Annotated in this window: 20 protein-coding genes; 18 read left to right on the top strand and 2 right to left on the bottom strand. The window is 65.6% G+C overall.

What is annotated here, in order from left to right; translation table 11 throughout:
- Positions 1-16: 16 nt before the first annotated feature.
- From RBB31_RS11910 to RBB31_RS11925, 4 genes are read left to right on the top strand one after another with little or no spacing between them, the layout of a single operon-like run.
- Entirely contained in the window at positions 17-1,570 is a 1,554-nt protein-coding gene (locus RBB31_RS11910) for a phytoene desaturase (RefSeq protein WP_306129519.1), read from the top strand.
- Positions 1,567-2,625, top strand: coding sequence for a 15-cis-phytoene synthase (gene crtB / locus RBB31_RS11915; protein ID WP_306129520.1), 1,059 nt, complete (start codon positions 1,567-1,569; stop codon positions 2,623-2,625). Before RBB31_RS11910 ends, crtB begins: the two co-directional genes overlap by 4 nt.
- Entirely contained in the window at positions 2,622-3,098 is a 477-nt protein-coding gene (locus tag RBB31_RS11920; RefSeq protein WP_306129521.1) for a TspO/MBR family protein, read from the top strand. The genes crtB and RBB31_RS11920 overlap by 4 nt, the downstream gene beginning before the upstream one ends.
- A gap of 51 nt (positions 3,099-3,149) precedes the next feature.
- Positions 3,150-4,181, top strand: coding sequence for a sodium:calcium antiporter (locus RBB31_RS11925; protein WP_306129522.1), 1,032 nt, complete (start codon positions 3,150-3,152; stop codon positions 4,179-4,181).
- A 64-nt stretch (positions 4,182-4,245) separates the two neighbouring features.
- Here RBB31_RS11925 and crtC read toward each other — a convergent pair whose 3' ends face one another.
- Complete coding sequence (crtC, locus tag RBB31_RS11930; RefSeq protein WP_306129591.1) at positions 4,246-5,127, bottom strand: carotenoid 1,2-hydratase; 882 nt, start codon at positions 5,125-5,127, stop codon at positions 4,246-4,248.
- Positions 5,124-6,671 carry a 1-hydroxycarotenoid 3,4-desaturase CrtD gene (gene crtD, locus RBB31_RS11935; protein WP_306129523.1) on the bottom strand — a complete coding sequence of 516 codons (1,548 nt, stop codon included), beginning with the start codon at positions 6,669-6,671 and terminating at the stop codon, positions 5,124-5,126. Before crtD ends, crtC begins: the two co-directional genes overlap by 4 nt.
- Before the next feature lie 94 nt (positions 6,672-6,765).
- Between crtD and RBB31_RS11940 the strand changes: the two genes are divergently transcribed.
- The 14 genes from RBB31_RS11940 to dxs all read left to right on the top strand — a co-directional run bounded on the left by RBB31_RS11940 (position 6,766) and on the right by dxs (position 19,963).
- Positions 6,766-7,635, top strand: coding sequence for a polyprenyl synthetase family protein (locus RBB31_RS11940; RefSeq protein ID WP_306129524.1), 870 nt, complete (start codon positions 6,766-6,768; stop codon positions 7,633-7,635).
- A gap of 27 nt (positions 7,636-7,662) precedes the next feature.
- The gene (locus RBB31_RS11945; protein WP_306129525.1) at positions 7,663-8,772 is read left to right on the top strand and encodes a methyltransferase; all 1,110 of its coding nucleotides are present in this window, start codon (positions 7,663-7,665) and stop codon (positions 8,770-8,772) included.
- A gap of 145 nt (positions 8,773-8,917) precedes the next feature.
- Positions 8,918-9,859 (top strand): chlorophyll synthesis pathway protein BchC, encoded by a 942-nt coding sequence (gene bchC, locus RBB31_RS11950; RefSeq protein WP_306129526.1) that lies wholly within the window; start codon positions 8,918-8,920, stop codon positions 9,857-9,859.
- Positions 9,856-10,887 carry a chlorophyllide a reductase iron protein subunit X gene (locus tag RBB31_RS11955; protein WP_306129527.1) on the top strand — a complete coding sequence of 344 codons (1,032 nt, stop codon included), beginning with the start codon at positions 9,856-9,858 and terminating at the stop codon, positions 10,885-10,887. Before bchC ends, RBB31_RS11955 begins: the two co-directional genes overlap by 4 nt.
- Positions 10,874-11,008, top strand: a complete 135-nt coding sequence (locus tag RBB31_RS11960) for a hypothetical protein (RefSeq protein ID WP_306129528.1) — start codon at positions 10,874-10,876, stop codon at positions 11,006-11,008. The genes RBB31_RS11955 and RBB31_RS11960 overlap by 14 nt, the downstream gene beginning before the upstream one ends.
- Positions 11,005-12,567: a chlorophyllide a reductase subunit Y gene (bchY, locus tag RBB31_RS11965; RefSeq protein ID WP_306129529.1), complete on the top strand. Its 1,563-nt coding sequence runs from the start codon at positions 11,005-11,007 to the stop codon at positions 12,565-12,567. Before RBB31_RS11960 ends, bchY begins: the two co-directional genes overlap by 4 nt.
- A gap of 154 nt (positions 12,568-12,721) precedes the next feature.
- Positions 12,722-14,218 (top strand): chlorophyllide a reductase subunit Z, encoded by a 1,497-nt coding sequence (gene bchZ / locus RBB31_RS11970; protein ID WP_306129530.1) that lies wholly within the window; start codon positions 12,722-12,724, stop codon positions 14,216-14,218.
- On the top strand, positions 14,211-14,435 hold the full coding sequence (pufQ, locus tag RBB31_RS11975; RefSeq protein ID WP_306129531.1) for a cytochrome PufQ: 225 nt from the start codon (positions 14,211-14,213) through the stop codon (positions 14,433-14,435). Before bchZ ends, pufQ begins: the two co-directional genes overlap by 8 nt.
- A 133-nt stretch (positions 14,436-14,568) precedes the next feature.
- Positions 14,569-14,718, top strand: coding sequence for a light-harvesting antenna LH1, beta subunit (gene pufB, locus RBB31_RS11980; protein ID WP_057794645.1), 150 nt, complete (start codon positions 14,569-14,571; stop codon positions 14,716-14,718).
- A 13-nt stretch (positions 14,719-14,731) separates the two neighbouring features.
- Positions 14,732-14,899 (top strand): light-harvesting antenna LH1, alpha subunit, encoded by a 168-nt coding sequence (pufA, locus tag RBB31_RS11985; RefSeq protein WP_152493186.1) that lies wholly within the window; start codon positions 14,732-14,734, stop codon positions 14,897-14,899.
- A 110-nt stretch (positions 14,900-15,009) separates the two neighbouring features.
- Positions 15,010-15,849, top strand: coding sequence for a photosynthetic reaction center subunit L (pufL, locus tag RBB31_RS11990; protein ID WP_306129532.1), 840 nt, complete (start codon positions 15,010-15,012; stop codon positions 15,847-15,849).
- Between the two features lie 3 nt (positions 15,850-15,852).
- Entirely contained in the window at positions 15,853-16,839 is a 987-nt protein-coding gene (gene pufM, locus RBB31_RS11995; RefSeq protein ID WP_306129533.1) for a photosynthetic reaction center subunit M, read from the top strand.
- Positions 16,840-16,842: 3 nt separating this feature from the next.
- The gene (pufC, locus tag RBB31_RS12000) at positions 16,843-17,937 is read left to right on the top strand and encodes a photosynthetic reaction center cytochrome PufC (RefSeq protein WP_306129534.1); all 1,095 of its coding nucleotides are present in this window, start codon (positions 16,843-16,845) and stop codon (positions 17,935-17,937) included.
- A 97-nt stretch (positions 17,938-18,034) separates the two neighbouring features.
- The gene (gene dxs / locus RBB31_RS12005; RefSeq protein ID WP_306129535.1) at positions 18,035-19,963 is read left to right on the top strand and encodes a 1-deoxy-D-xylulose-5-phosphate synthase; all 1,929 of its coding nucleotides are present in this window, start codon (positions 18,035-18,037) and stop codon (positions 19,961-19,963) included.
- The last annotated feature ends 183 nt before the right edge of the window (positions 19,964-20,146 follow it).

Consider the following 20,146-nt stretch of genomic DNA (forward strand, 5'->3'; position numbering starts at 1 on the left):
CATGTAGTCTGAGTACATGTTGACACGTTTGGATCCTGCGCTTCGTGAGCAGGCCGAGAAGGCCTCGCGGCCGCATGCGGTGGTGATCGGGGCAGGGCTGGGCGGTCTAGCCTCGGCCATGCGCCTGGGCGCGAAGGGCTATCGCGTGACGGTGCTGGACCGACTGGATGGCCCCGGCGGACGCGGGTCGAGCCTGTGGCGCGACGGGCATCGGTTCGATCTGGGGCCCACCATCGTGACGGTGCCGGAGGTATTTGAGGATCTGTGGACGGCCTGTGGACGGCGGTTTCGTGATGACGTGGATCTGCGCGCGCTGGACCCGTTCTACGAGATCCGCTGGCCTGACGGCAGCCGCTTTACCGCGCGGCAGGATACCGATGCGATGCGGGCAGAGGTGGCGCGGCTGAGCCCCGGTGACGTAAAAGGGTACGAGCGGTTCCTGAAGGACAGCGAGCGGCGCTATCGCTTCGGGTTCGAGGATCTGGGGCGGCGGTCGATGCACCGGCTGTGGGACCTTGTGAAGGTCTTGCCGAGATTCGGAATTATGCGTGCGCACAGGTCGGTCTATGCCCATGCGGCGCGGCGGTTCAAGGACGAACGGCTGCGCATGGCATTCTCGTTTCATCCGCTGTTCATCGGGGGGGATCCGTTCAACGTCACGTCGATGTATATCCTTGTCAGTCATCTGGAAAAGGCGTTCGGCGTGCATTACGCCATGGGCGGTGTCGACGCCATCGCGCGGGCCATGGCCGATGTCGTGGCCGATCAGGGCGGGCTGGTCCGGCAAGGCGCGGAAGTGGACGAGATACTGGTGCGTGACAGGCGCGCGACGGGAGTGCGCCTGACCGGCGGCAAAGTTCTGGAAGCGGACATGGTCGTGTCGAACGCCGATGCGGGGCACACCTATGACCGGCTGATGCGCAGCGTGCCGAAGCGGCGCTGGACCGGACCGAAGCTGAAGCGGTCGCGGTGGTCGATGGGACTATTCGTGTGGTATTTCGGCACGAAGGGCACGCGTGGGAAATGGGCGGATGCGGGGCACCATACGATCCTGAACGGGCCGCGTTACAGGGGGCTGGTCGAGGACATATTCCTGAAGGGCAGGCTGGCCGAGGACATGAGCCTTTATGTGCATCGGCCCACGGTGACGGACCCGAGTGCCGCGCCGGAGGGGGACGACACGTTCTATGCGCTGAGCCCGGTGCCGCATCTGGGGTTCGACGATCCGGTCGACTGGGGCACGATGGCGGAGACCTATCGCCGGAAGGTGCAGGCGGTTCTGGAAGAGCAGTTGCTGCCGGGGCTGGGGGATCATCTGACCGCCTCGGAAGTGTTTACGCCCGAGACCTTCCGGGACCGGTACCTGAGCCCGCACGGGTCGGGCTTTTCGCTGGAACCACGGATTCTTCAGAGCGCTTATTTTCGGCCGCACAACGTGAGCGAGGAAGTGCGGGGCCTCTATCTCGTGGGGGCGGGCACGCATCCCGGCGCGGGGCTGCCGGGTGTTGTGTCTAGCGCCGAGGTGCTGGGCAAGCTGGTGCCGGATGCGGACGAGGTGCGGGTGACATGAGACTGACGCGCACGGAAGCCGCCGACATGGCGCATTGCCGCGAGGCGATCCGGGACGGGTCGCGGTCGTTCCATGCGGCCTCGAAGCTGTTGCCGAGGCGTGTCCGCGATCCGGCGCTGGCGCTATATGCGTTCTGTCGGCTGGCGGACGACTCGGTGGATCTGCATTCGGAGAAGGCCGAGGCGGTGCAGCGGTTGCAGGACCGTTTGGACCTGGCCTATCGCGGGGTGCCGCGGAATGCGCCTGCGGATCGAGCCTTTGCCGCCATGGTCGCACGGTTCGACATGCCGCGGGCACTGCCCGAGGCGCTGCTGGAGGGGCTGGCCTGGGACGCGGATGGCAGGCGGTATGACAGCCTGTCGGAGCTGCGCGCCTATGCGGCGCGGGTGGCGTCGTCCGTTGGGGTGATGATGTGCGTGTTGATGGAAATGCGCGAGGCCGACGGGCTGGCGCGGGCGTGCGACCTGGGCGTGGCGATGCAGCTGACCAACATTGCCCGCGACGTGGGCGAGGATGCCCGCGAGGGGCGGCTGTATCTGCCGCGTGACTGGATGGAGGACGAGGGGCTGGACGAGGCGGGGTTCCTGGCGGGTCCGCAGATGTCGCCGGCGTTGCACCGTGTGATCGCGCGGCTGTTGCGCGAGGCCGAAGGCCTTTATGCCCGATCCGAGGCGGGAGTGGCGACGCTGCCAGCGAGCGCTCGGCCGGGGATTTTCGCGGCGCGGTATATCTATGCCGGGATCGGGCGGCAGCTGCGGCGGCTGGAGCATGATTCCATCGCGCACCGGGCGCGGACGACCGGCACGCAGAAGCTGGGCTGGCTGATGCTGGCGAGCTTGAGGGCGGCGGGGACGGTGATGATGCCGCGCTCGGCGGTGCTGCACGCGCGGCCCTTGCCGGAGGTCGCCTTCCTGGTGGAGGCGGCGGCGGAGAACCCGGCGCCCGGGCGCGACTGGAGCGACGCGCTGTGTTCCACGATGGCGACGCTGAAAGCGCGGGATCTGGACGATCCGACCTTGCCGGTATCGGGGCGGCGCGCTAGGTCGAGGTCATGATCTGGCTTTGCTTTGTCATTTTTCTTGCAGCCTGCTTTGCGGCGGGTGCGACGGGGGCGCTGTTCCCGCCGGGCAAGTGGTACGAGGACCTCAACAAACCGGCATGGACGCCGCCGAACTGGTTGTTCCCGGTGGCGTGGACGACGCTGTACCTGCTGATGGCCGGGGCGGGCGCACGCGCCGCGGTGAGCCCCGACAATTCCGTGGCGATGGCGCTTTGGGCGCTGCAGATCGCGCTGAACGGATTGTGGACGCCGGTTTTCTTCGGCTTGCGCCGGATCCGGCTGGGGCTGGGCGTGCTGGTTCTGCTGTGGATTGCGGTGTTCTGGAGCATGGTCGAGCTGTGGCAGGTGGACTGGCTGGCCGGGCTGATGTTCGTGCCCTACCTGGCGTGGGTGAGCGTCGCGGGCGCGCTGAACCTTTCAGTGATGCGGCTCAATCCCGAGGTGGTGCGCGCTGAGGCGCGGCGCTGAACGTGGCTTGCATTTATGGAACCTGACCAATGACAGCGCGGTTAGGCCGGTATGCTCACTGACCTTTCCCTGACCGCCAATCTGGTCGTCTTCGCCGTGGCGGGTCTGGTCATTCTTGTCGCCGGCACGAAAATGACGGGCATGGCGGACCGGATCGCGGACCGCACAGGGCTGGGCGAGGCGGTGACGGGGGGGCTGCTGCTGGGCGCGGCGACGTCGCTGTCGGGCACCGTGGTTTCCATGACGTCCGCGCTGGATGGTCATGCGAGCCTAGCGTTTTCCAACGGGGTCGGCGGGATCGCGGCACAGACGGCCTTCCTGGCGCTGGCGGATCTGATCTATCGCCGGGCGAACCTGGAACATGCGGCGGCGGACCTGGCGAACCTGTTTCAAAGCACGCTGCTGATGTTGATGATGGTGGTGCCGCTGGCGGCCTTCGTGATGCCCGAGATGGCGTTCTGGTCGGTGCATCCGGCCTCGGTGGTGCTCGTGGGCATCTACCTGTTCGGCGCGTATGCCAGTGTAGGTGTTCAGCAGAGTCCGATGTGGAGGGCGGTGGACACTCAGGAAACGCGGGCCGACCAGCCGGAAGACAAGGAAGACGCGCAGAAAAGCGTGGTGTCGCTGCTGGTGCCGTTCCTGGCGCTGATGCTGCTGCTGGGGCTGGCGGGGTATGCGATCGCGCGGTCGGCGGCTGCGCTGACCGGGCAGCTGGGGCTGTCCTCGGCATTGGTGGGTGCGTTGATGACGGCTGTCGTCACCTCGCTGCCGGAGCTTGTCACGACATTGGCCGCAGTGCGGCGCGGGGCGTTGCAGCTGGCCGTGGGCGGGATCATCGGGGGCAACACGTTCGATGTGCTGTTCCTGACGCTGTCGGATGTCAGCTATCGCGAAGGGTCGCTGTATCACGCCATCGGCACGGGCGACTTGTTCTGGGTCGTGGTGGGGCTGGCGATGACGGCGGTGTTGCTGATCGGGCTGATCCTGCGCCAGAAGTCGGGGCCGGTGAACATAGGGTGGGAGAGCCTGACGATGCTGGGGATCTATGGCGGCGCCGTGGGGTTCCAGGCCTGGAGCGGGTAGAGGACGTCTCACGGCACCGATTTCTTGAGAAGAAATCGGATTGAAATCTTTTCAAGATTTCGGCTTAGCGGTCGGCCGCGAAAGTCCAGCGCGCGCGGCGTGGTACGCGGACGGCCAGTATGGGTTTCAGCAACGGGGAGCGGAACCGCTTGAGGTCGAGCGCCTCGTGCACGCCCGTGGTTTCTTCCCCGTCAATTACGCTGCGCACGGCGGCGCGGGCGTAAAAGGGCGCGTCGAGCATGGGTTGAATTTGAGTGGGGGTGTGGCCCGGGTCCGCCCGGCCCTCGCGGTAGAGACCCCAGGCGGTGCGCTTCATGCGCATTTTCGGCGGGGGTGTGATGATCTTTGACTTGCCTTGATCGTCGAAGCGGATCCCGAGGCCCAGTTCCGATCCGTCGAGGCGGGTGGCGTCGTAGAAACAGGTGCTGCCCATGCCGGTGGGAAACCGCGCCCAGGTCCAGTAGGTGAAATCCTGCTCCAGAGCCCGCGTGCCGAAATTGGCGTCGAAATAGCCGTGGCCGTCCCATTGCCAGCCGGGCGCGTCGAGATCGACGCTGATCCGTGCGGTGGGGGCGAAGGGGCGCCAGACATGGGCGCCGTCGGGTGTGAGGGACAGTTCCACATTCGTCATGGCCGAGGGCGTGACGGTGACGCGGCCGCGAACGCGGGACACCAGCGGCGGGGCTCCGATCTCGTTTATGTCGATGACAAGCTGGCCGTTTGTCCAGTGCAGCGAAGAGGGGCCGACAGTGAAGCTGTCCGTTGTCTGGCGCAGCGCGCTGGTGCCGCGGTCGGTCATGGTGAAGCGCCCGCCGGGACCGTAGGTGGCGACGTTGATGCAGACATGATTTTCGGGATTGCGCCGGCCGGACCAGGCGTACCACGGAGAGAAGACCGAGCCGATGAAGGCGATGATCGAAATGGCGCGGCCGCCGCCATCCTTCAGCCCGTCGATATACCACCATGCGTAGCCGTTGGGCGGGACGGCGAGGTTGAAATTGGGTCCGCCAGTATCGCCTCGGCCGCATGCCTGCCGGAGAGGGCCGCCATCGGCACCCCCGCCCCCGGATGCACCCCGCCGCCCGCCAGGTAGAGGCCCTTGACCGGCGTCCGGGCCGTGGGGCGCTGAAAGGTTGCCATCGTGCCGTGCGGGCTTTGCCCGTAGAGGGATCCTTTGCTCTCGGGAAACAGTTGATCGAAGCCCGAGGGCGTGGTCAGCGCGCCCGGCCCCGGCAGGGGATCGAGGGCGACGCCGAAGCGGGCCAGCGTCTGGAAGGTGCGGGTCTGACATGCGGTGAACTCCTCTGGGCCCGCGGGGACGTGCAGGGGGGGTGCGTTGGCGATGACCTCGAAGCGTTCGAGGGCGGGCGGGGCGACAGGCAGGCCGCGATCCATGGCGCAGACATAGAGCGTGGGGTCGGGGATGTGGCGGCCTTGCATCAGCGCGTCGAACTCGGGCTTGGGGTCGGCGCGGAAGAAGACGTTGTGATGGGCAAGCTCGGGTCCTGTCGGCGTGGCGGCGAAGGCCCAGACTTCGGCAGAAAGGCTGCCGGGGATTTCGGCGCTTTGCGGCGCCACGCGGTCGAGGCCGGGGCCGAGTGCACCGGTGGCGAGCGCTCGCGGGTCACCGTTGAAGACGACCGCGTCGGCCGGCAGGTATGTGCCGCCCTGAAGGGTGACACCGATGGCGCGGCCCTTCTCGGTGAAGATGCGGTCGACATGGGTGTCAAAGAGGAGTTTGCCGCCGCGGGCCGTGATGGCGTCGGCCAATGCCTGCGCCAGCCGGTGCATACCTCCCTCGACCACCCAGACGCCTGAAACCTCGGCTTGCCAGATCAGAGCCAGAAGGGCGGGCACGTGGTAGGGCGAGCCGCCGACATAGGTGGCGTAGCGGCCGAATAGCTGGATCAGGCGCGGGTCGTCGAAACTGGACTCCAACAACTGCGCGAGAGTCTTGTTCGGGGCCATCTGGCGGATCAGGCGGGGGTGGCGCAGCACGTGGGAGGTGAGGGCCGCGAGGGTCGGTTCGGGGGATTGCATGACGGGCGCGTCGAACCCTTCGAAAAGGGCGCGGGCGCGGTCGGAGAATTGGCGCATCTGTCGGCCCGCGCGGGCGCCGGCAAAGGCGGTGACTGCGTCGATATTGCGTTGCGGGTCGTCGAAGAGGTCGAGGGTGCTGCTGTCGGGCCAGAAATGGCGGACGAGGAGGTGCTGACGGTGCAGGGTGACGTGATCGGCCAGCCGGGTGCCGAGCGCGGCGAAGAGATCCTCGAAGACCGGGCGCAGGGTGAGAACGGTGGGACCGGTATCGACCGGGCCGGCGGGCGTGGGCAGGGTGCGCATCTTGCCGCCGGGATGGCTGTGCCGTTCCAGAATGGTGACGCGCAACCCCGCGCCAGCAAGCCGCGCGGCGGTGGCAAGCCCGCCAATCCCCGCGCCGATGATGACGGCGTGGGGCACGTCTGAGCCCGGATGTCGTGACGATGTCATGGCAGGATAGTTGACTCGAAACGGCGAAGTGTCCAGTATGATTTACACTATGATTGTCTCCATATGGTGACATTTGTCTGATCAGGAGCGTCCCATGCCCCTTTCGCAGAGAATCGAAGCCGCCGTCTTGCGTGCACTGGACCTGACGCAGGGACGGCAGGCTCCGGCGCAACTCAGCGAGGCTTTGGGATACGCCTGCCTGCCAGGCGGTGCGCGCATACGGCCGACGATACTCATCTCGGTGGCGATGGCCTGCGGCGACGATCGGCCTGACGTGAGCGATGCCGCAGCGGCAGCGCTGGAGGTGATCCATTGCGCCAGCCTCGTACATGACGACCTGCCCTGTTTCGACGATGCCGATCTGCGGCGCGGCAAGCCGTCTGTGCACAAGGCCTATTCGCAGCCCCTGGCGGTGCTGACGGGGGACAGCCTGATTATCCTGGCGTTCGATGTTCTGGCACGGGTCGCAGAGACCGACCCGTTGCGCGCGGCCCGGCTGATGCAGGCGCTGGCGAGGCGCACGGGGATGCCAAGCGGGATTTGCGCGGGGCAGGGCTGGGAAAGCGAGCGGGAGGTGGACCTTGTGGCCTATCACCGCTCGAAGACGGCGGCGCTGTTCATCGCGGCCACGGAAATGGGCGCGATTTCGGCGGGGCATGATGCGGAACCCTGGGGCGACCTCGGGGCGTTGATCGGCGAGGCGTTCCAGGTGGCGGATGATCTGCGCGATGCCGTGCTGGACGAAAAGACATTGGGCAAGCCGGTGGGTCAGGACGACCTGCACGGACGGCCCAACGCGGTGGCGGAATACGGCGTCGAAGGCGCGGTGGCGCGGCTGAAGGATATCCTGGCGGGGGCGATCGCCTCGATCCCGTCCTGCCCGGGCGAGGCGGCGCTGGCCGAGATGGTACGCTTGCAGGCGCAGGCGATCATGCCGAAGCTGCCCGCACGTTATCGGGCGTAACGCGCCGTGGCGGTGCAGGAGCCTCGGGTGCCGCGCCGCGCCGGACTGACGGGATGGATCAACCGGCAGATCGCAAAGCCGGGATTTCAGTATTTCGCCAGCGCCTTGCCCTTCGGCAGGAGTATGGCGCGCCGCGACGGCGCGGATATTTTCGATCTTTTGCAGGGGTTCGTGGCCGCCCAGGTGCTGGGCGCGCTGGTCGAGACCGGGATTCTGCGTGCGTTGCTGGACGGACCGCGCAGTGCCGAGGCGCTGGGCTTTCGGCATGACGTGCCCGCTGATCGGATGGCTCAGTTGCTACGCGCGGGCGCGGCGCTGGGGCTGTTGAAGCGGCGTCGTGATGGAGCCTATGCGCTGGCCCGGAAGGGGGCTGCTATCCTGGGTGTGCCGGGGTTGGAGAATATGATCCGGCACAATTCCGAATTCTATGCCGACATGGCCGATCCGATGGCGCTGTTGCGCGGCGAAAGTGAGACGCGCCTGGCGCGGTTCTGGCCTTACGTGTTCGGCAGCAAGGGCGAGGTCGCGCCGGAGGCGGCGGACAGGTACTCGACATTGATGGCGGAAAGCCAGGTGCTGGTCGCCCGTGACACGCTGAAAATGCTGCCCCTGAAGGGCAAACAAAGGGTGATGGACGTGGGGGGCGGATCGGGCGTGTTCCTGTTCGAAGTGCTGCGGCGGAACAAGGCGGCGCGGGGAATCCTGTTCGATTTGCCCGAGGTGATGCCGCAGGCCGAAAGCCGGTTGGCCGCGCTTGGGATCAAGGACCGTATCACGCTGTATAGCGGCAGTTTCCGCGATGGTTCCTTGCCCGACGGGGCGGACACGATCTGCCTGATCCGTGTGCTTTACGATCATGCGGACGAAACGGTCGAGGACCTCTTGCGCAAGGCATTTGCCGCTTTGCCGCCGGGCGGGCGGCTGATCGTGTCGGAGCCGATGTCGGGTGGCGATGCGCCCGAGCGGGCGGGCGACGTCTATTTCGCTTTCTATACCATGGCGATGGGCACCGGGCGCGTGCGGTCGCAGGCGCGGATCGCCGAGATGTGTCGCGCGGCGGGTTTCGAGGATGTGGTCATGCCGAAGCCGATCCGCCCCTTTATCACCACCGCGCTGGCCTGCCGCAAGCCCGGCTGACCGGCGCATGGCGGTGTTAAGGAGCCGATTCGCTGTAAAGTGTAAAGTTTAGTTGACACAAAGTGCTGTCGTAATAGACTGACATGTAACCGGATCGCGCCCTGCGTCGGCGCGACTCACACAATAGCCGGGGGAGTTCAGACAGTTGGAGACGCGCGCCGTATTCCTGAATGGTCCGAAAGACCTGCACCTGGACACACTGCAGCTCAAGCAGCCGGGCCCTGCGGATATCGTGGTGGACATTGCCCATTCCGGGATCTCGACCGGCACGGAAAAACTGTTCTGGACCGGTGAGATGCCTCCCTTCCCGGGGTCGGGTTATCCGCTGGTGCCGGGATATGAGGCCGCGGGTGAAGTGGTCGAGGCCGGGCCGGACAGCGGCTTCAAGACTGGCGAGACGGTGTTCGTGCCGGGGGCGGATTGCTTTGACGGTGCGTTTGGCCTGTTCGGCGGCGCGGCGAGCCGGTTGGTGACACCCGCCGACAGGGTTACGCGAATCGATTCGACGCTGAGAGCGGAAGGCGCATTGCTGGCCTTGGCCGCGACCGCGCGGCACGCGATGGCCGGATTGGACAAGCGCGTGCCGGAGCTGATTGTCGGGCACGGTGTGCTGGGCCGGCTTCTGGCGCGCCTGACAATTGCCGCCGGAGCGCCGGCGCCTGTGGTCTGGGAAGCCGACTTGGCGCGGCGCGGTGGCGCGGAGGGCTATGATGTGATCGCACCCGAAGCCGACGAGCGTCGCGACTACCGCGCGATTTACGATGCCTCGGGCGATGCAAGCATTCTGAACGACCTGATCGGACGGCTGACCAAGGGCGGCGAGATCGTGCTGGCGGGGTTCTATCCCGGCGGCCTGAGCTTTGCCTTTCCGCCCGCCTTTATGCGCGAGGCGCGGTTGCGCATCGCCGCGGAATGGGCGCGCGAGGACCTCGCCGCCGTGGGCGCGCTGCTGGACAGCGGTGCACTGAGCCTGGGTGGGTTGATCACTCACAACGCTCCGGCCGAGCGGGCCGAGGACGCCTATCGGACGGCCTTTGAGGAGGCCGGCTGTTTGAAAATGATACTCAATTGGAAGGACGCCGCGTGAAGGACGATGTCGACAAGCGCGCGGAAACGCGCGACATCCCGAACCTGAAGGACTTCGACAAACGCCTGCGGGACGAGGCCGGCGAAGAGCCGAGCCTGGAAGTGCCACAGGGCGAGCCCACCAGCAAGACGCAGATCATCGCGATCTATGGCAAGGGGGGGATCGGCAAGTCGTTCACCCTGGCCAACCTGAGCCACATGATGGCCGAACAGGGCAAGCGCGTGCTGCTGATCGGGTGCGACCCGAAATCGGACACGACCAGCCTGTTGTTCGGCGGCAAGGCGTGCCCGACGATCATCGAGACCTCGACCAAGAAGAACCTGGCCGGCGAGCAGGTGAAGATCGGCGACGTGTGTTTCAAGCGCGGCGGCGTCTTTGCCATGGAGCTGGGTGGCCCGGAAGTGGGGCGCGGCTGTGGCGGTCGCGGGATCATCCACGGGTTCGAACTGCTTGAGAAGCTCGGCTTCCATGACTGGGACTTCGACTATGTCCTGCTGGATTTCCTGGGTGACGTGGTCTGCGGCGGCTTCGGCCTGCCGATTGCCCGCGACATGGCGCAGAAGGTGATCCTCGTGGCGTCGAACGACCTGCAGTCGCTTTACGTGGCCAACAACGTGTGCTCGGCGGTGGAGTATTTCCGCAAGCTGGGCGGCAACGTCGGCGTCGCGGGGCTGGTGGTCAACAAGGACGACCATTCGGGCGAGGCGCAGGCCTTTGCCAAGGCGGTGAACATTCCCGTGCTGGCCGCGATCCCGCAGGACGACGATTTGCGCAAGAAATCGGCCAATTACCAGATCGTCGGCACCGACAAGAGCCAGTGGGGGAGCCTTTTTGCCGGGCTGGCCGAGGCGGTGTCGCTGGCCCCGCCGGTGCGTCCCGCGCCGCTGGACCAGGATGGGTTGCTGGGGTTGTTCGACGACTCCGAGACGGGCGGCAGCGTCACGCTGGAGCCTGCGACGGACGAGGACATGCGCGGCAAGAACGCCGCGCCGAAGGAAAGCCTGGAGGTGGTCTATGACGACGCCTGAGCCAACCCAGACACAGCAGTTGATCCGGGCCTGCCGGATGGTCGCGGAGGCGCGGCCCGAGCAGATCGCCCGGCTTTTGAAGGATATCGCGGCCCGGGGCGGGTCGGAAAGGGCTCTATGAGCGATGAAGTCACATATGACGATGCCGGCAAGGCGGAGGTCATCCGCGGCAAGGCGCGCGAGGACGCGCCGGAGCTGACGGGCGATCCGGGACTGGGATGCCATTCCGGCAACGAGATGGACAAGGCCGCGCGCATGGCCGGGCAGAGCGATCTGCTGGACCAATATGCGCGCGACTATCCGCAGGGTCCGCACGACAAGCCGCAAAGCATGTGTCCCGCTTTCGGCAGCTTGCGTGTGGGCCTTCGGATGAAACGTGTGGCCACCGTGCTGAGCGGCTCGGCCTGTTGTGTCTACGGCCTGACCTTCGTGAGCCATTTCTACGGCGCGCGGCGGTCGGTGGGCTATGTGCCGTTCAATTCCGAGACGCTGGTCACCGGCAAGCTTTTCGAGGACATCCGGGATTCAGTGCATGAGCTGGCCGATCCGGACCGGTTCGATGCGGTCGTGGTGACGAACCTGTGCGTGCCGACGGCGAGCGGCGTGCCGCTGCGGCTGTTGCCGAAGGAAATCAACGGTGTGCGGATCGTGGGGATCGACGTGCCGGGCTTCGGCATTCCGACCCATGCAGAGGCCAAGGATGTGCTGGCCGGCGCAATGCTGAACTACGCTCGGCAAGAGATCGAGGCGGGGCCGGTTGCCGCGCCCGAGGGAGGTCTCTCCGACAGGCCGACGGTGAGCTTGCTGGGCGAGATGTTCCCGGCCGATCCGGTGATGATCGGCCAGATGCTGGCACCGATGGGGCTGGCGGCGGGGCCAGTCGTGCCGTGCCGCGAGTGGCGCGAGCTTTATGCCGCGCTGGATTGCGGTGCGGTGGCGGCGATCCACCCGTTCTATACCGCCGCGGTGCGGGAATTCGAGGCCGCCGGGCGGCCTGTCGTGGGGTCTGCGCCCGTGGGGCGGGACGGGACGGCGGCGTGGCTGAGCGCCATCGGGGATGCCTTTGGCGTGCCTGCCGACAAGGTGGGGCAGGCGCAGAACGCGTTCCTGCCGGCGATCGAGGCGGCCTTGGGTGCCCGGCAGATCGATGGGACGATCATGCTGTCGGGGTACGAGGGCAGCGAATTGTTGGTGGCCCGCCTGCTGATCGAGAGCGGGGCGGATGTGCCTTATGTGGGGACGGCCTGTGCCAGGAGCCCGTGGTCGGTGGAGGATGCCGCTTGGCTGGAGTCCAAGGGCACCAAGGTTCAGTACCGCGCGTCGCTGGAAGACGATTGCGCGGCGATGGAAGCCATCCGGCCGGACCTGGCCATCGGCACGACGCCGGTGGTGCAGAAGGCCAAGGAACTGGGCGTTCCGGGGCTTTACTTTACCAACCTGATTTCCGCGCGTCCCCTGATGGGGCCGGCCGGGGCCGGGAGCCTGGCGGAAGTGGCCAATGCGGCCATCGCCAACAAGGGGCGGATGGACCGAATGCGCGAATTCTTCGAGGGCGTGGGCAGCGGCGATACCGCCGGGGTCTGGGAAGGCCAGCCCAACGTGCGCGAGGATTTCCGGGCGACGAACCTCAAGAAGCTGGAAAAGCAGCAGAGGGCTAGGAAAGCGCAGGAGATGATATGACGGCGAAGTATGCACATATTTCGCCGCGCCGTGGAGCATTCCGGGCGCAGAGGTCCTGGATCAAGTCCGGGACGGGGGTGGGTTGTGCGCCCACGCCGTGGAGCATTCTGGCGTCCATGGCGGGGTGGAACCCCGCCCTACGGGAGGGTGCGTCGTGTTGATCCAGGATCATGATCGCGCGGGAGGATACTGGGGGGCGGTTTACGCTTTCTGCGCCGTCAAGGGCCTGCAGGTGGTGATCGACGGCCCCGTGGGCTGCGAGAACCTGCCGGTGACGTCCGTGCTGCATTACACCGACGCGTTGCCGCCGCATGAGTTGCCGATCGTGGTGACCGGCCTGGGCGAGGAAGAGCTGGGCCGCGAAGGCACGGAAGGTGCGATGAAGCGGGCCTGGGGTACGCTCGATCCGGCGCTGCCGGCGGTCGTCGTTACCGGTTCGATAGCCGAGATGATCGGCGGGGGTGTGACGCCGCAGGGCACCAATATCCAGCGGTTCCTGCCGCGCACCATCGACGAGGACCAGTGGGAAGCCGCCGACCGGGCGATGACCTGGATCTTCACCGAGTTCGGGATGACCAAGGGCCGTATGCCGCCTGAGAAGAAGCGGGCGGAGGATGCCAAGCCGCGGGTCAATATCCTTGGGCCGATGTACGGCACGTTCAACATGCCCAGTGATCTGGCCGAGATCCGGCGGCTGGTCGAGGGAATCGGCGCCGAGGTCAACATGGTGATGCCGCTGGGCGCGCACCTGGCCGAGATGCGCGACCTTGTGAATGCCGATGTGAACATCTGCATGTATCGCGAATTCGGGCGCGGCCTGTGCGAAGTGCTGGACAAGCCGTACCTGCAAGCGCCGATCGGCATCGACAGTACGACGAAATTCCTGCGCAAGCTGGGCGAATTGCTGGAGCTGGACGCGGAACCCTTTATCGAGCGCGAGAAGCATTCGACGATCAAGCCGGTGTGGGACCTGTGGCGCTCGGTGACGCAGGATTTCTTTGCCACGGCCAGCTTTGGCATCGTGGCGAACGAGACCTATGCGCGGGGCATCCGCAATTTCCTGGAAAACGACATGGGGCTGCCCTGCGGGTTCGCGGTGGCGCGCTGTGCGGGCACCAAGACCAACAACGAGGAAGTGCGGTCGCTGGTGCATTCCAAGCGCCCGCTGATCCTGATGGGATCGATCAACGAAAAGATGTACCTGGCCGAGATGAGTGCGGGGCATGGGCCGAAGCCGGCCTTTATCCCGGCGAGTTTTCCGGGCGCGGCCATCCGACGGGCCACCGGCACGCCCTTCATGGGATATGCCGGAGCGACGTATCTAATACAGGAAGTGTGCAACGGGCTCTTCGATGCGCTGTTTCACATCCTGCCGCTGGGCTCCGAGATGGATGCGGGGGCCGCAACGCCGACGCCGTTGCGCCGGGATTTCCCGTGGGATGCCGATGCGCAGGCCGAGCTGAACCGGATCGTGGAAAGCCATCCGGTTCTGACCCGCATTTCCGCCGCCAAGACGCTGCGCGATGCCGCCGAGGAGGCCGCCCTGAGAGAGGGCGCCGAGCGGGTCGTGCTGGAAACCGTACAAGCCCTTTCGCCCGTGGCCCAATCCGCCGCGGCGAATGTCCAAGAGGAGGACAACACACATGACTGACATGACGTCCAACCCGCCGAGACGCAGCACCACGGGACGCCGCAGAACCGCGGAGTTCTGGGTTTATTTCACGCTGATCTTCTTTTGCGCGGTGCCGTTCACGACGTTCCGCTGGGTCCGCGAGATCGCGGAACGCCACACGTTGAACGTGCGTGGCCCGCTGGCGCGCGCCTGGTCCGAGGCGGACCGGATCACGCCGCTGATTTTCTCGGTCTGAGGCATGCCTGCCCGACCGAAACCAGAGCTGTATCCGCCCGACTGGGCGTGCAGACCCCCGAAGGCCGGCAAGGCCCGAGGGAAACCCGGCCGCGGGGTTCGCGGCGTCAGCATAACGTTCCGGAGGAAAGTTCATGGCTGATAACACCGACCTGTCCTTTACAGGTCTTACCGACGAGCAAGCCCAGGAGTTGCATTCGGTGTACATGAGCGGCCTTACGCTCTTCACACTGGTTGCGGTCATCGCGCACATCGCGACGTACATCTGGGCGCCTTGGTTCTGAGGAAGGAAAGAAAATGTCGAAGTTCTACAAGATCTGGCTCATTTTCGATCCGCGCCGCGTGTTCGTAGCACAAGGCGTGTTTCTGTTCCTTTTGGCCGTCATGATCCACCTGGTGGTTCTGTCGAACGGCGTCAACTGGTTCGAGAATGCAGCAGCGTCCCGCGCTGCGGCGTCCGAGTGATCCAAGACAATCGTCAGACATCGTTGCGGGCGGGTCGGCCCGCCCGCAACAAACCGAACGAAGAGTGACGGCCGGGCATCGCTGGCCGGCCGGAAACGCGGAGAGAAACAATGGCGTTGCTCAGCTTTGAGAGAAAATACCGGGTCCGTGGGGGGACACTGATTGGAGGCGACCTGTTCGACTTCTGGGTCGGGCCGTTCTACGTGGGCTTTTTCGGCGTGCTGGGCGCGTTCTTTGCGCTTCTTGGCACCATCCTGATCTTCTGGGGGGCGGCCCACCAGGGCACGTGGAACCCATGGCTGATCAACATCGCGCCGCCCGACCTGTCCTACGGCCTGGGCGCGGCGCCGCTGATGGAGGGCGGTCTGTGGCAGATCATCACGATCTGCGCGATCGGGGCCTTCTGCAGCTGGGCGCTGCGCGAGGTCGAGATCTGCCGCAAGCTGGGGATCGGGTATCATGTGCCCTTCGCCTTCGGCGTAGCGATCTTCGCCTATGTCACGCTGGTGGTGTTCCGGCCCGTGCTGATGGGCGCTTGGGGGCATGGGTTCCCGTACGGGATCTTCAGCCACCTCGATTGGGTCAGCAACACCGGCTACGCGTACCTGCACTTCCATTACAACCCGGCGCACATGCTGGCGGTGACGTTCTTTTTCACCACCACGCTGGCCCTCGCGCTGCATGGCGGTCTGATCCTGTCGGCGGCCAACCCGGAAAAGGGCGAGGTCATGAAGACGCCGGACCACGAGGACACGTTTTTCCGTGATTTCATCGGCTACTCGGTCGGCACGCTGGGCATCCACCGCCTCGGCCTGCTGCTGGCGCTGAACGCGGGTTTCTGGTCGGCGATTTGCATCATCATCAGCGGCCCGGTCTGGACCAAGGGCTGGCCCGAATGGTGGGACTGGTGGCTCGAACTGCCGATCTGGCCATCGCAGATGGGAGTATAAGAGATGATCGAGTATCAGAACATATTCACGCAGGTCCAGGTCCGGGGAAATCCCGAATGGGGCATGGACAACGACAATCACATGATGGACGAGCGGGGGTTCAGGCCGCGGTTCAGCAACCTGGTGGGCTGGTTGGGTAATGCTCAGATCGGGCCGATCTACCTGGGCTGGACGGGGCTTGTCAGCACGGTCACCTTCATCCTGGCGCTCAACATCGTCGGCTTCAACATGCTGGCGCAGGTCGACTGGTCGATCCCGGAATTCCTGCGCCAGGGCTTTTGGCTGGCGCTGGAGCCGCCGGGGCCTGAACATGGCCTGTCGATCCCGCCGCTGAATGACGGGGGCTGGTTCATCATCGCCAGTTTCCTTCTGCTGGTCAGCGTGATGACATGGCTTATCCGCAGCTACCTGCTGGCGGCGCAGCACAAGATGGGCAAGCACGTCTTCTGGGCCTTCGCGAGTGCGATCTGGCTGATGCTGGTGCTGAACCTCTTCCGCCCGATCCTGATGGGATCGTGGAGCGAGGCGGTGCCTTACGGCATCTTCCCGCACCTTGACTGGACCACGGCGTTCTCGATCCGGTACGGCAACCTTTACTACAACCCGTTCCACTGTCTGAGCATCGTGTTCCTTTACGGCTCGACGCTGCTGTTCGCGATGCACGGCGCGACCATCCTGGCGGTCACGCGCTATGGCGGCGACCGGGAGCTGGAGCAGATCGTCGACCGGGGCACGGCCACGGAACGCGCGGCGCTTTTCTGGCGCTGGACCATGGGCTTCAACGCCACGATGGAAGGCATTCACCGCTGGGCGTGGTGGTTCGCGGTGCTGACGCCAGTGACCGGCGGGATCGGCATCCTGCTGACCGGGACGGTTGTGGACAACTGGTTCATCTGGGCGCAGGAGCACAACTTTGCACCGGCTTACGATGGCTCTTACGGCTACGAGGCCTACGGGTCTTACGAAGCCTTCATCGGCGAGGAGGACTGAGCCATGCTACCGAACTGGTTCAACAAGTGGAACTCCGACAACCCCACGAACATCTACGGCCCCGCCATTGCGGTCGGCATCGTGGGGGCGGCGGTCCTGGTGGCGGCCTGGCTGGTCTCGGCCGACAAGTCGAGCGCGGTCGACAGCCTTCAGACGGGACCACGAGGCACCGGCATGTCGGTGCCTGAGTTCAAGTCGGAGCTTGCCGCGCGCGATCCGGGCATCGAGGGCTACATGGCCATGCGCTCGGACCCGGTGGTGCCACAGGGTGGAGAAGAACTGGCCGGCGATGCGCGTGAGAACGTGCCGCCGGGGCTGGAGGGGCTGACGGTCGAGAACTACGACCGCCTTCTGGCGGCGATGCAGCAGTGGACGGGAATTCCCGACCTCTTCGAGGACATGGACAGCTACCAGACCTCGGTGGGGTATACCATGATTGCGATGACCCAGAACCTGAACGAGAACTGGGATGCGCACGTCAATGCAAACGCGGAGGTGGGCGTGACCTGTTACACCTGCCACCGCGGTCAGCCGGTTCCGACCGACGTATGGTTCAATATCAGCCCGGTTAACGAGCGGGTCGAAGGCTGGGGTGCGGTACAGAACCGGGTGACGCCGTTGTCGAGCTATACCTCGCTGCCGTCGGACGCGTTGCAGACCTACCTGGTCGACGGCGATTCCATCAAGGTGCACGACCTGGAGAGCCGTGTCGAAGGCGTGCCGGGCGTCGACGGCTACCCCGGTATCCAGCATACCGAACGCACCTACGCCTTCATGAACTACATTTCCAACTCGTTGGGTGTGAACTGTGTCTTCTGCCACAACTCCCGCGCGTTCTATGACGGGGCCCAGGTGACCCCGCAATGGGCCACGGAGTTGCTGGGTATCCAGATGGTGCAAGAACTGAACAACGACTACCTGATCCCGCTGGAAGGGCTGTTGCCGGAACACCGGCTGGGTCCGAAGTACGGCGATGCGCCCAAGGCCGCGTGCCGGACATGCCATAAGGGCTATCAGAAGCCGCTTCAGGGGACGAACGTCATTCAGGACTGGCCGGAGCTGGCCACGACTTCGGGCAAGCCGGATTACGGACAATAAAACGAAAGGCCGGGCGACACGCATCGCCCGGCCTGTCACACTGCGCTGCTTGCAGCCGTTTGCGTGCCGCGCCGGAACTCACCTTGAGGGGGGTGCGATGCAACAGACCACACCACACACACCGATACTGGACCGCGTGGCGGGGCCGCAGGACTTGCGGCAGATGCCCGATGAGGATCTGGCCGCGCTGGCCGATGAGTTGCGCGCCGAAGTCATTTCCGCCGTCTCGCAGACGGGCGGGCATTTGGGGTCGTCGCTGGGCGTCGTGGAACTGGCGGTGGCGATCCATTCGGTCTTCAACACGCCGATGGACAAGCTGGTGTGGGATGTCGGGCACCAATGCTATCCGCACAAGATTTTGACCGGCCGGCGGGATCGTATCCGGACGCTGCGGCAGAAGGATGGTCTGAGCGGGTTCACCAAGCGCAAGGAGAGCGAGTACGACCCGTTCGGAGCAGCGCATAGCTCGACCTCGATCAGTGCGGCGCTGGGATTTGCGGTGGGGCGCGACATGGGGCGATCGACGGGCGATGCGATTGCCGTAATCGGGGACGGGGCGATCAGTGCGGGCATGGCCTATGAGGCGATGAACAACGCGGGCGCCGAGGGGCGGCGGATGTTCGTGATCCTGAATGACAACGAGATGAGCATCGCGCCGCCCGTGGGGGCGATGTCGTCGTACCTGAGCGGGCTTTACGCCAACGAGCCTTTAGCGCGGGTGAAAAGCCTTGCCGAGGGGTTCGAGGCGGCGCTGCCAGCGCCGATGCGCGAAGGTGCGAAGCGGGCGCGGCAGCTTGTGACGGGCGTGAGCCAGTCCGGGACGCTGTTCGAGGAACTGGGGTTCGAATATGTGGGCCCGCTCAACGGGCATGACATGGGGCAACTTCTGCCGGTCCTGCGCGCGGCGCGGACACGGGCCACTGGGCCGGTGCTGATCCATGTCTGCACGGTGAAGGGCAAGGGATACGCGCCCGCAGAGACCAGCGCGGATTGCGGGCACGGGGTGGCGAAATTCGACCCCGAGACCGGCGTGCAGACCAAGAAATCGGGCGGGGCGCCGTCCTATACCTCGGTCTTCGGCAAGGCGCTGACGGAGGAGGCGGCGCGCGATCCGAGCATCGTTGCGGTGACGGCGGCGATGCCGTCGGGCACTGGCGTGAACATCATGGCCGAGCGGTTTCCCAGTCGCGTTTTCGACGTGGGTATCGCGGAACAGCACGCGGTGACCTTTGCCGCCGGGATGGCGGCAAGCGGGCTGCGGCCGTTCTGCGCGATCTATTCGACCTTCCTGCAACGGGGTTATGACCAGGTGGTACATGACGTGGCGTTGCAAGGCCTGCCGGTTAGGTTCGCGATCGACCGGGCGGGACTGGTGGGGGCCGATGGGCCGACCCATGCAGGTGCATTCGATGTCGGGTATCTTGGCGCTTTGCCCAGGATGGTCTGCATGGCCGCAGCCGACGAGGCGGAGCTGACCCATATGGTAGCGACGGCGGCGGCGCATGACGAAGGACCGATTGCCTTTCGCTATCCGCGCGGGGCGGGCACGGGGGTTGATCTGCCCGCACGCGGCGAGGTGCTGGAGATCGGCAAGGGCCGCGTGCTGCAGAACGGCGACGACGTGGCGATCCTGTCCTACGGCGCGCATTTGACGGAGTGCCAGGCTGCAGCCGCCGCGTTGGAGGCTGACGGCCTGTCGGTCACGCTGGCCGATGCACGCTTTGCCAAGCCGCTGGACATGGAGTTGATCCGCCATTTGGCCAGGCATCATAGGGCGTTGATCACGGTGGAGGAGGGCGCAATGGCCGGTTTCGGGGCGATGGTGCTTCAGGCGCTGGCCGCGGAGGGCGCGTTCGACCGGGGACTGGCGGTGCGCACAATGCATTTGCCGGACCGCTATATCGACCAGGCGAGCCCCGAGGACATGTATGCCGAAGCGGGCCTGACACCAGCAGATATCGCCGCAACCGCGCGGGCCGCTGTGGGCCAGGCGGCGGAGGTCGTGTCGCTGAACGCGGTGGGCTGACGCAGTATTCTTAAATCGGCGCGTCGTGCGTCCGGCGGTGACGGTCGGAACCGACCGCCTGTCTTTCCGTTGAGTCAGAGAGTGGCAAGGCGACCGCGTGCATCGCGGGGTAGCGCTTTTCATTGGAGAAGAAGCACCCGAAGGGCTTTTACGATGACGGCAACGGACACAATCGACGGCCCC

Source organism: Roseovarius sp. MMSF_3350 (genome assembly GCF_030733425.1).
In the GTDB taxonomy this organism is placed as follows: Bacteria; Pseudomonadota; Alphaproteobacteria; order Rhodobacterales; family Rhodobacteraceae; genus Roseovarius.

Excerpts from the sequence above, each read along its gene's own strand:
- RBB31_RS11910 (WP_306129519.1), top strand. The coding sequence starts at position 17 with ATGTTGACACGTTTGGATCCTGCGCTTCGTGAGCAGGCCGAGAAGGCC.
- crtB (WP_306129520.1), top strand. The coding sequence starts at position 1,567 with ATGAGACTGACGCGCACGGAAGCCGCCGACATGGCGCATTGCCGCGAG.
- RBB31_RS11920 (WP_306129521.1), top strand. The coding sequence starts at position 2,622 with ATGATCTGGCTTTGCTTTGTCATTTTTCTTGCAGCCTGCTTTGCGGCG.
- RBB31_RS11925 (WP_306129522.1), top strand. The coding sequence starts at position 3,150 with ATGCTCACTGACCTTTCCCTGACCGCCAATCTGGTCGTCTTCGCCGTG.
- crtD (WP_306129523.1), bottom strand. The coding sequence starts at position 6,671 with ATGACATCGTCACGACATCCGGGCTCAGACGTGCCCCACGCCGTCATC.
- RBB31_RS11940 (WP_306129524.1), top strand. The coding sequence starts at position 6,766 with ATGCCCCTTTCGCAGAGAATCGAAGCCGCCGTCTTGCGTGCACTGGAC.
- RBB31_RS11960 (WP_306129528.1), top strand. The coding sequence starts at position 10,874 with ATGACGACGCCTGAGCCAACCCAGACACAGCAGTTGATCCGGGCCTGC.
- bchY (WP_306129529.1), top strand. The coding sequence starts at position 11,005 with ATGAGCGATGAAGTCACATATGACGATGCCGGCAAGGCGGAGGTCATC.
- pufQ (WP_306129531.1), top strand. The coding sequence starts at position 14,211 with ATGACTGACATGACGTCCAACCCGCCGAGACGCAGCACCACGGGACGC.
- pufB (WP_057794645.1), top strand. The coding sequence starts at position 14,569 with ATGGCTGATAACACCGACCTGTCCTTTACAGGTCTTACCGACGAGCAA.
- pufA (WP_152493186.1), top strand. The coding sequence starts at position 14,732 with ATGTCGAAGTTCTACAAGATCTGGCTCATTTTCGATCCGCGCCGCGTG.
- pufL (WP_306129532.1), top strand. The coding sequence starts at position 15,010 with ATGGCGTTGCTCAGCTTTGAGAGAAAATACCGGGTCCGTGGGGGGACA.
- pufM (WP_306129533.1), top strand. The coding sequence starts at position 15,853 with ATGATCGAGTATCAGAACATATTCACGCAGGTCCAGGTCCGGGGAAAT.
- pufC (WP_306129534.1), top strand. The coding sequence starts at position 16,843 with ATGCTACCGAACTGGTTCAACAAGTGGAACTCCGACAACCCCACGAAC.
- dxs (WP_306129535.1), top strand. The coding sequence starts at position 18,035 with ATGCAACAGACCACACCACACACACCGATACTGGACCGCGTGGCGGGG.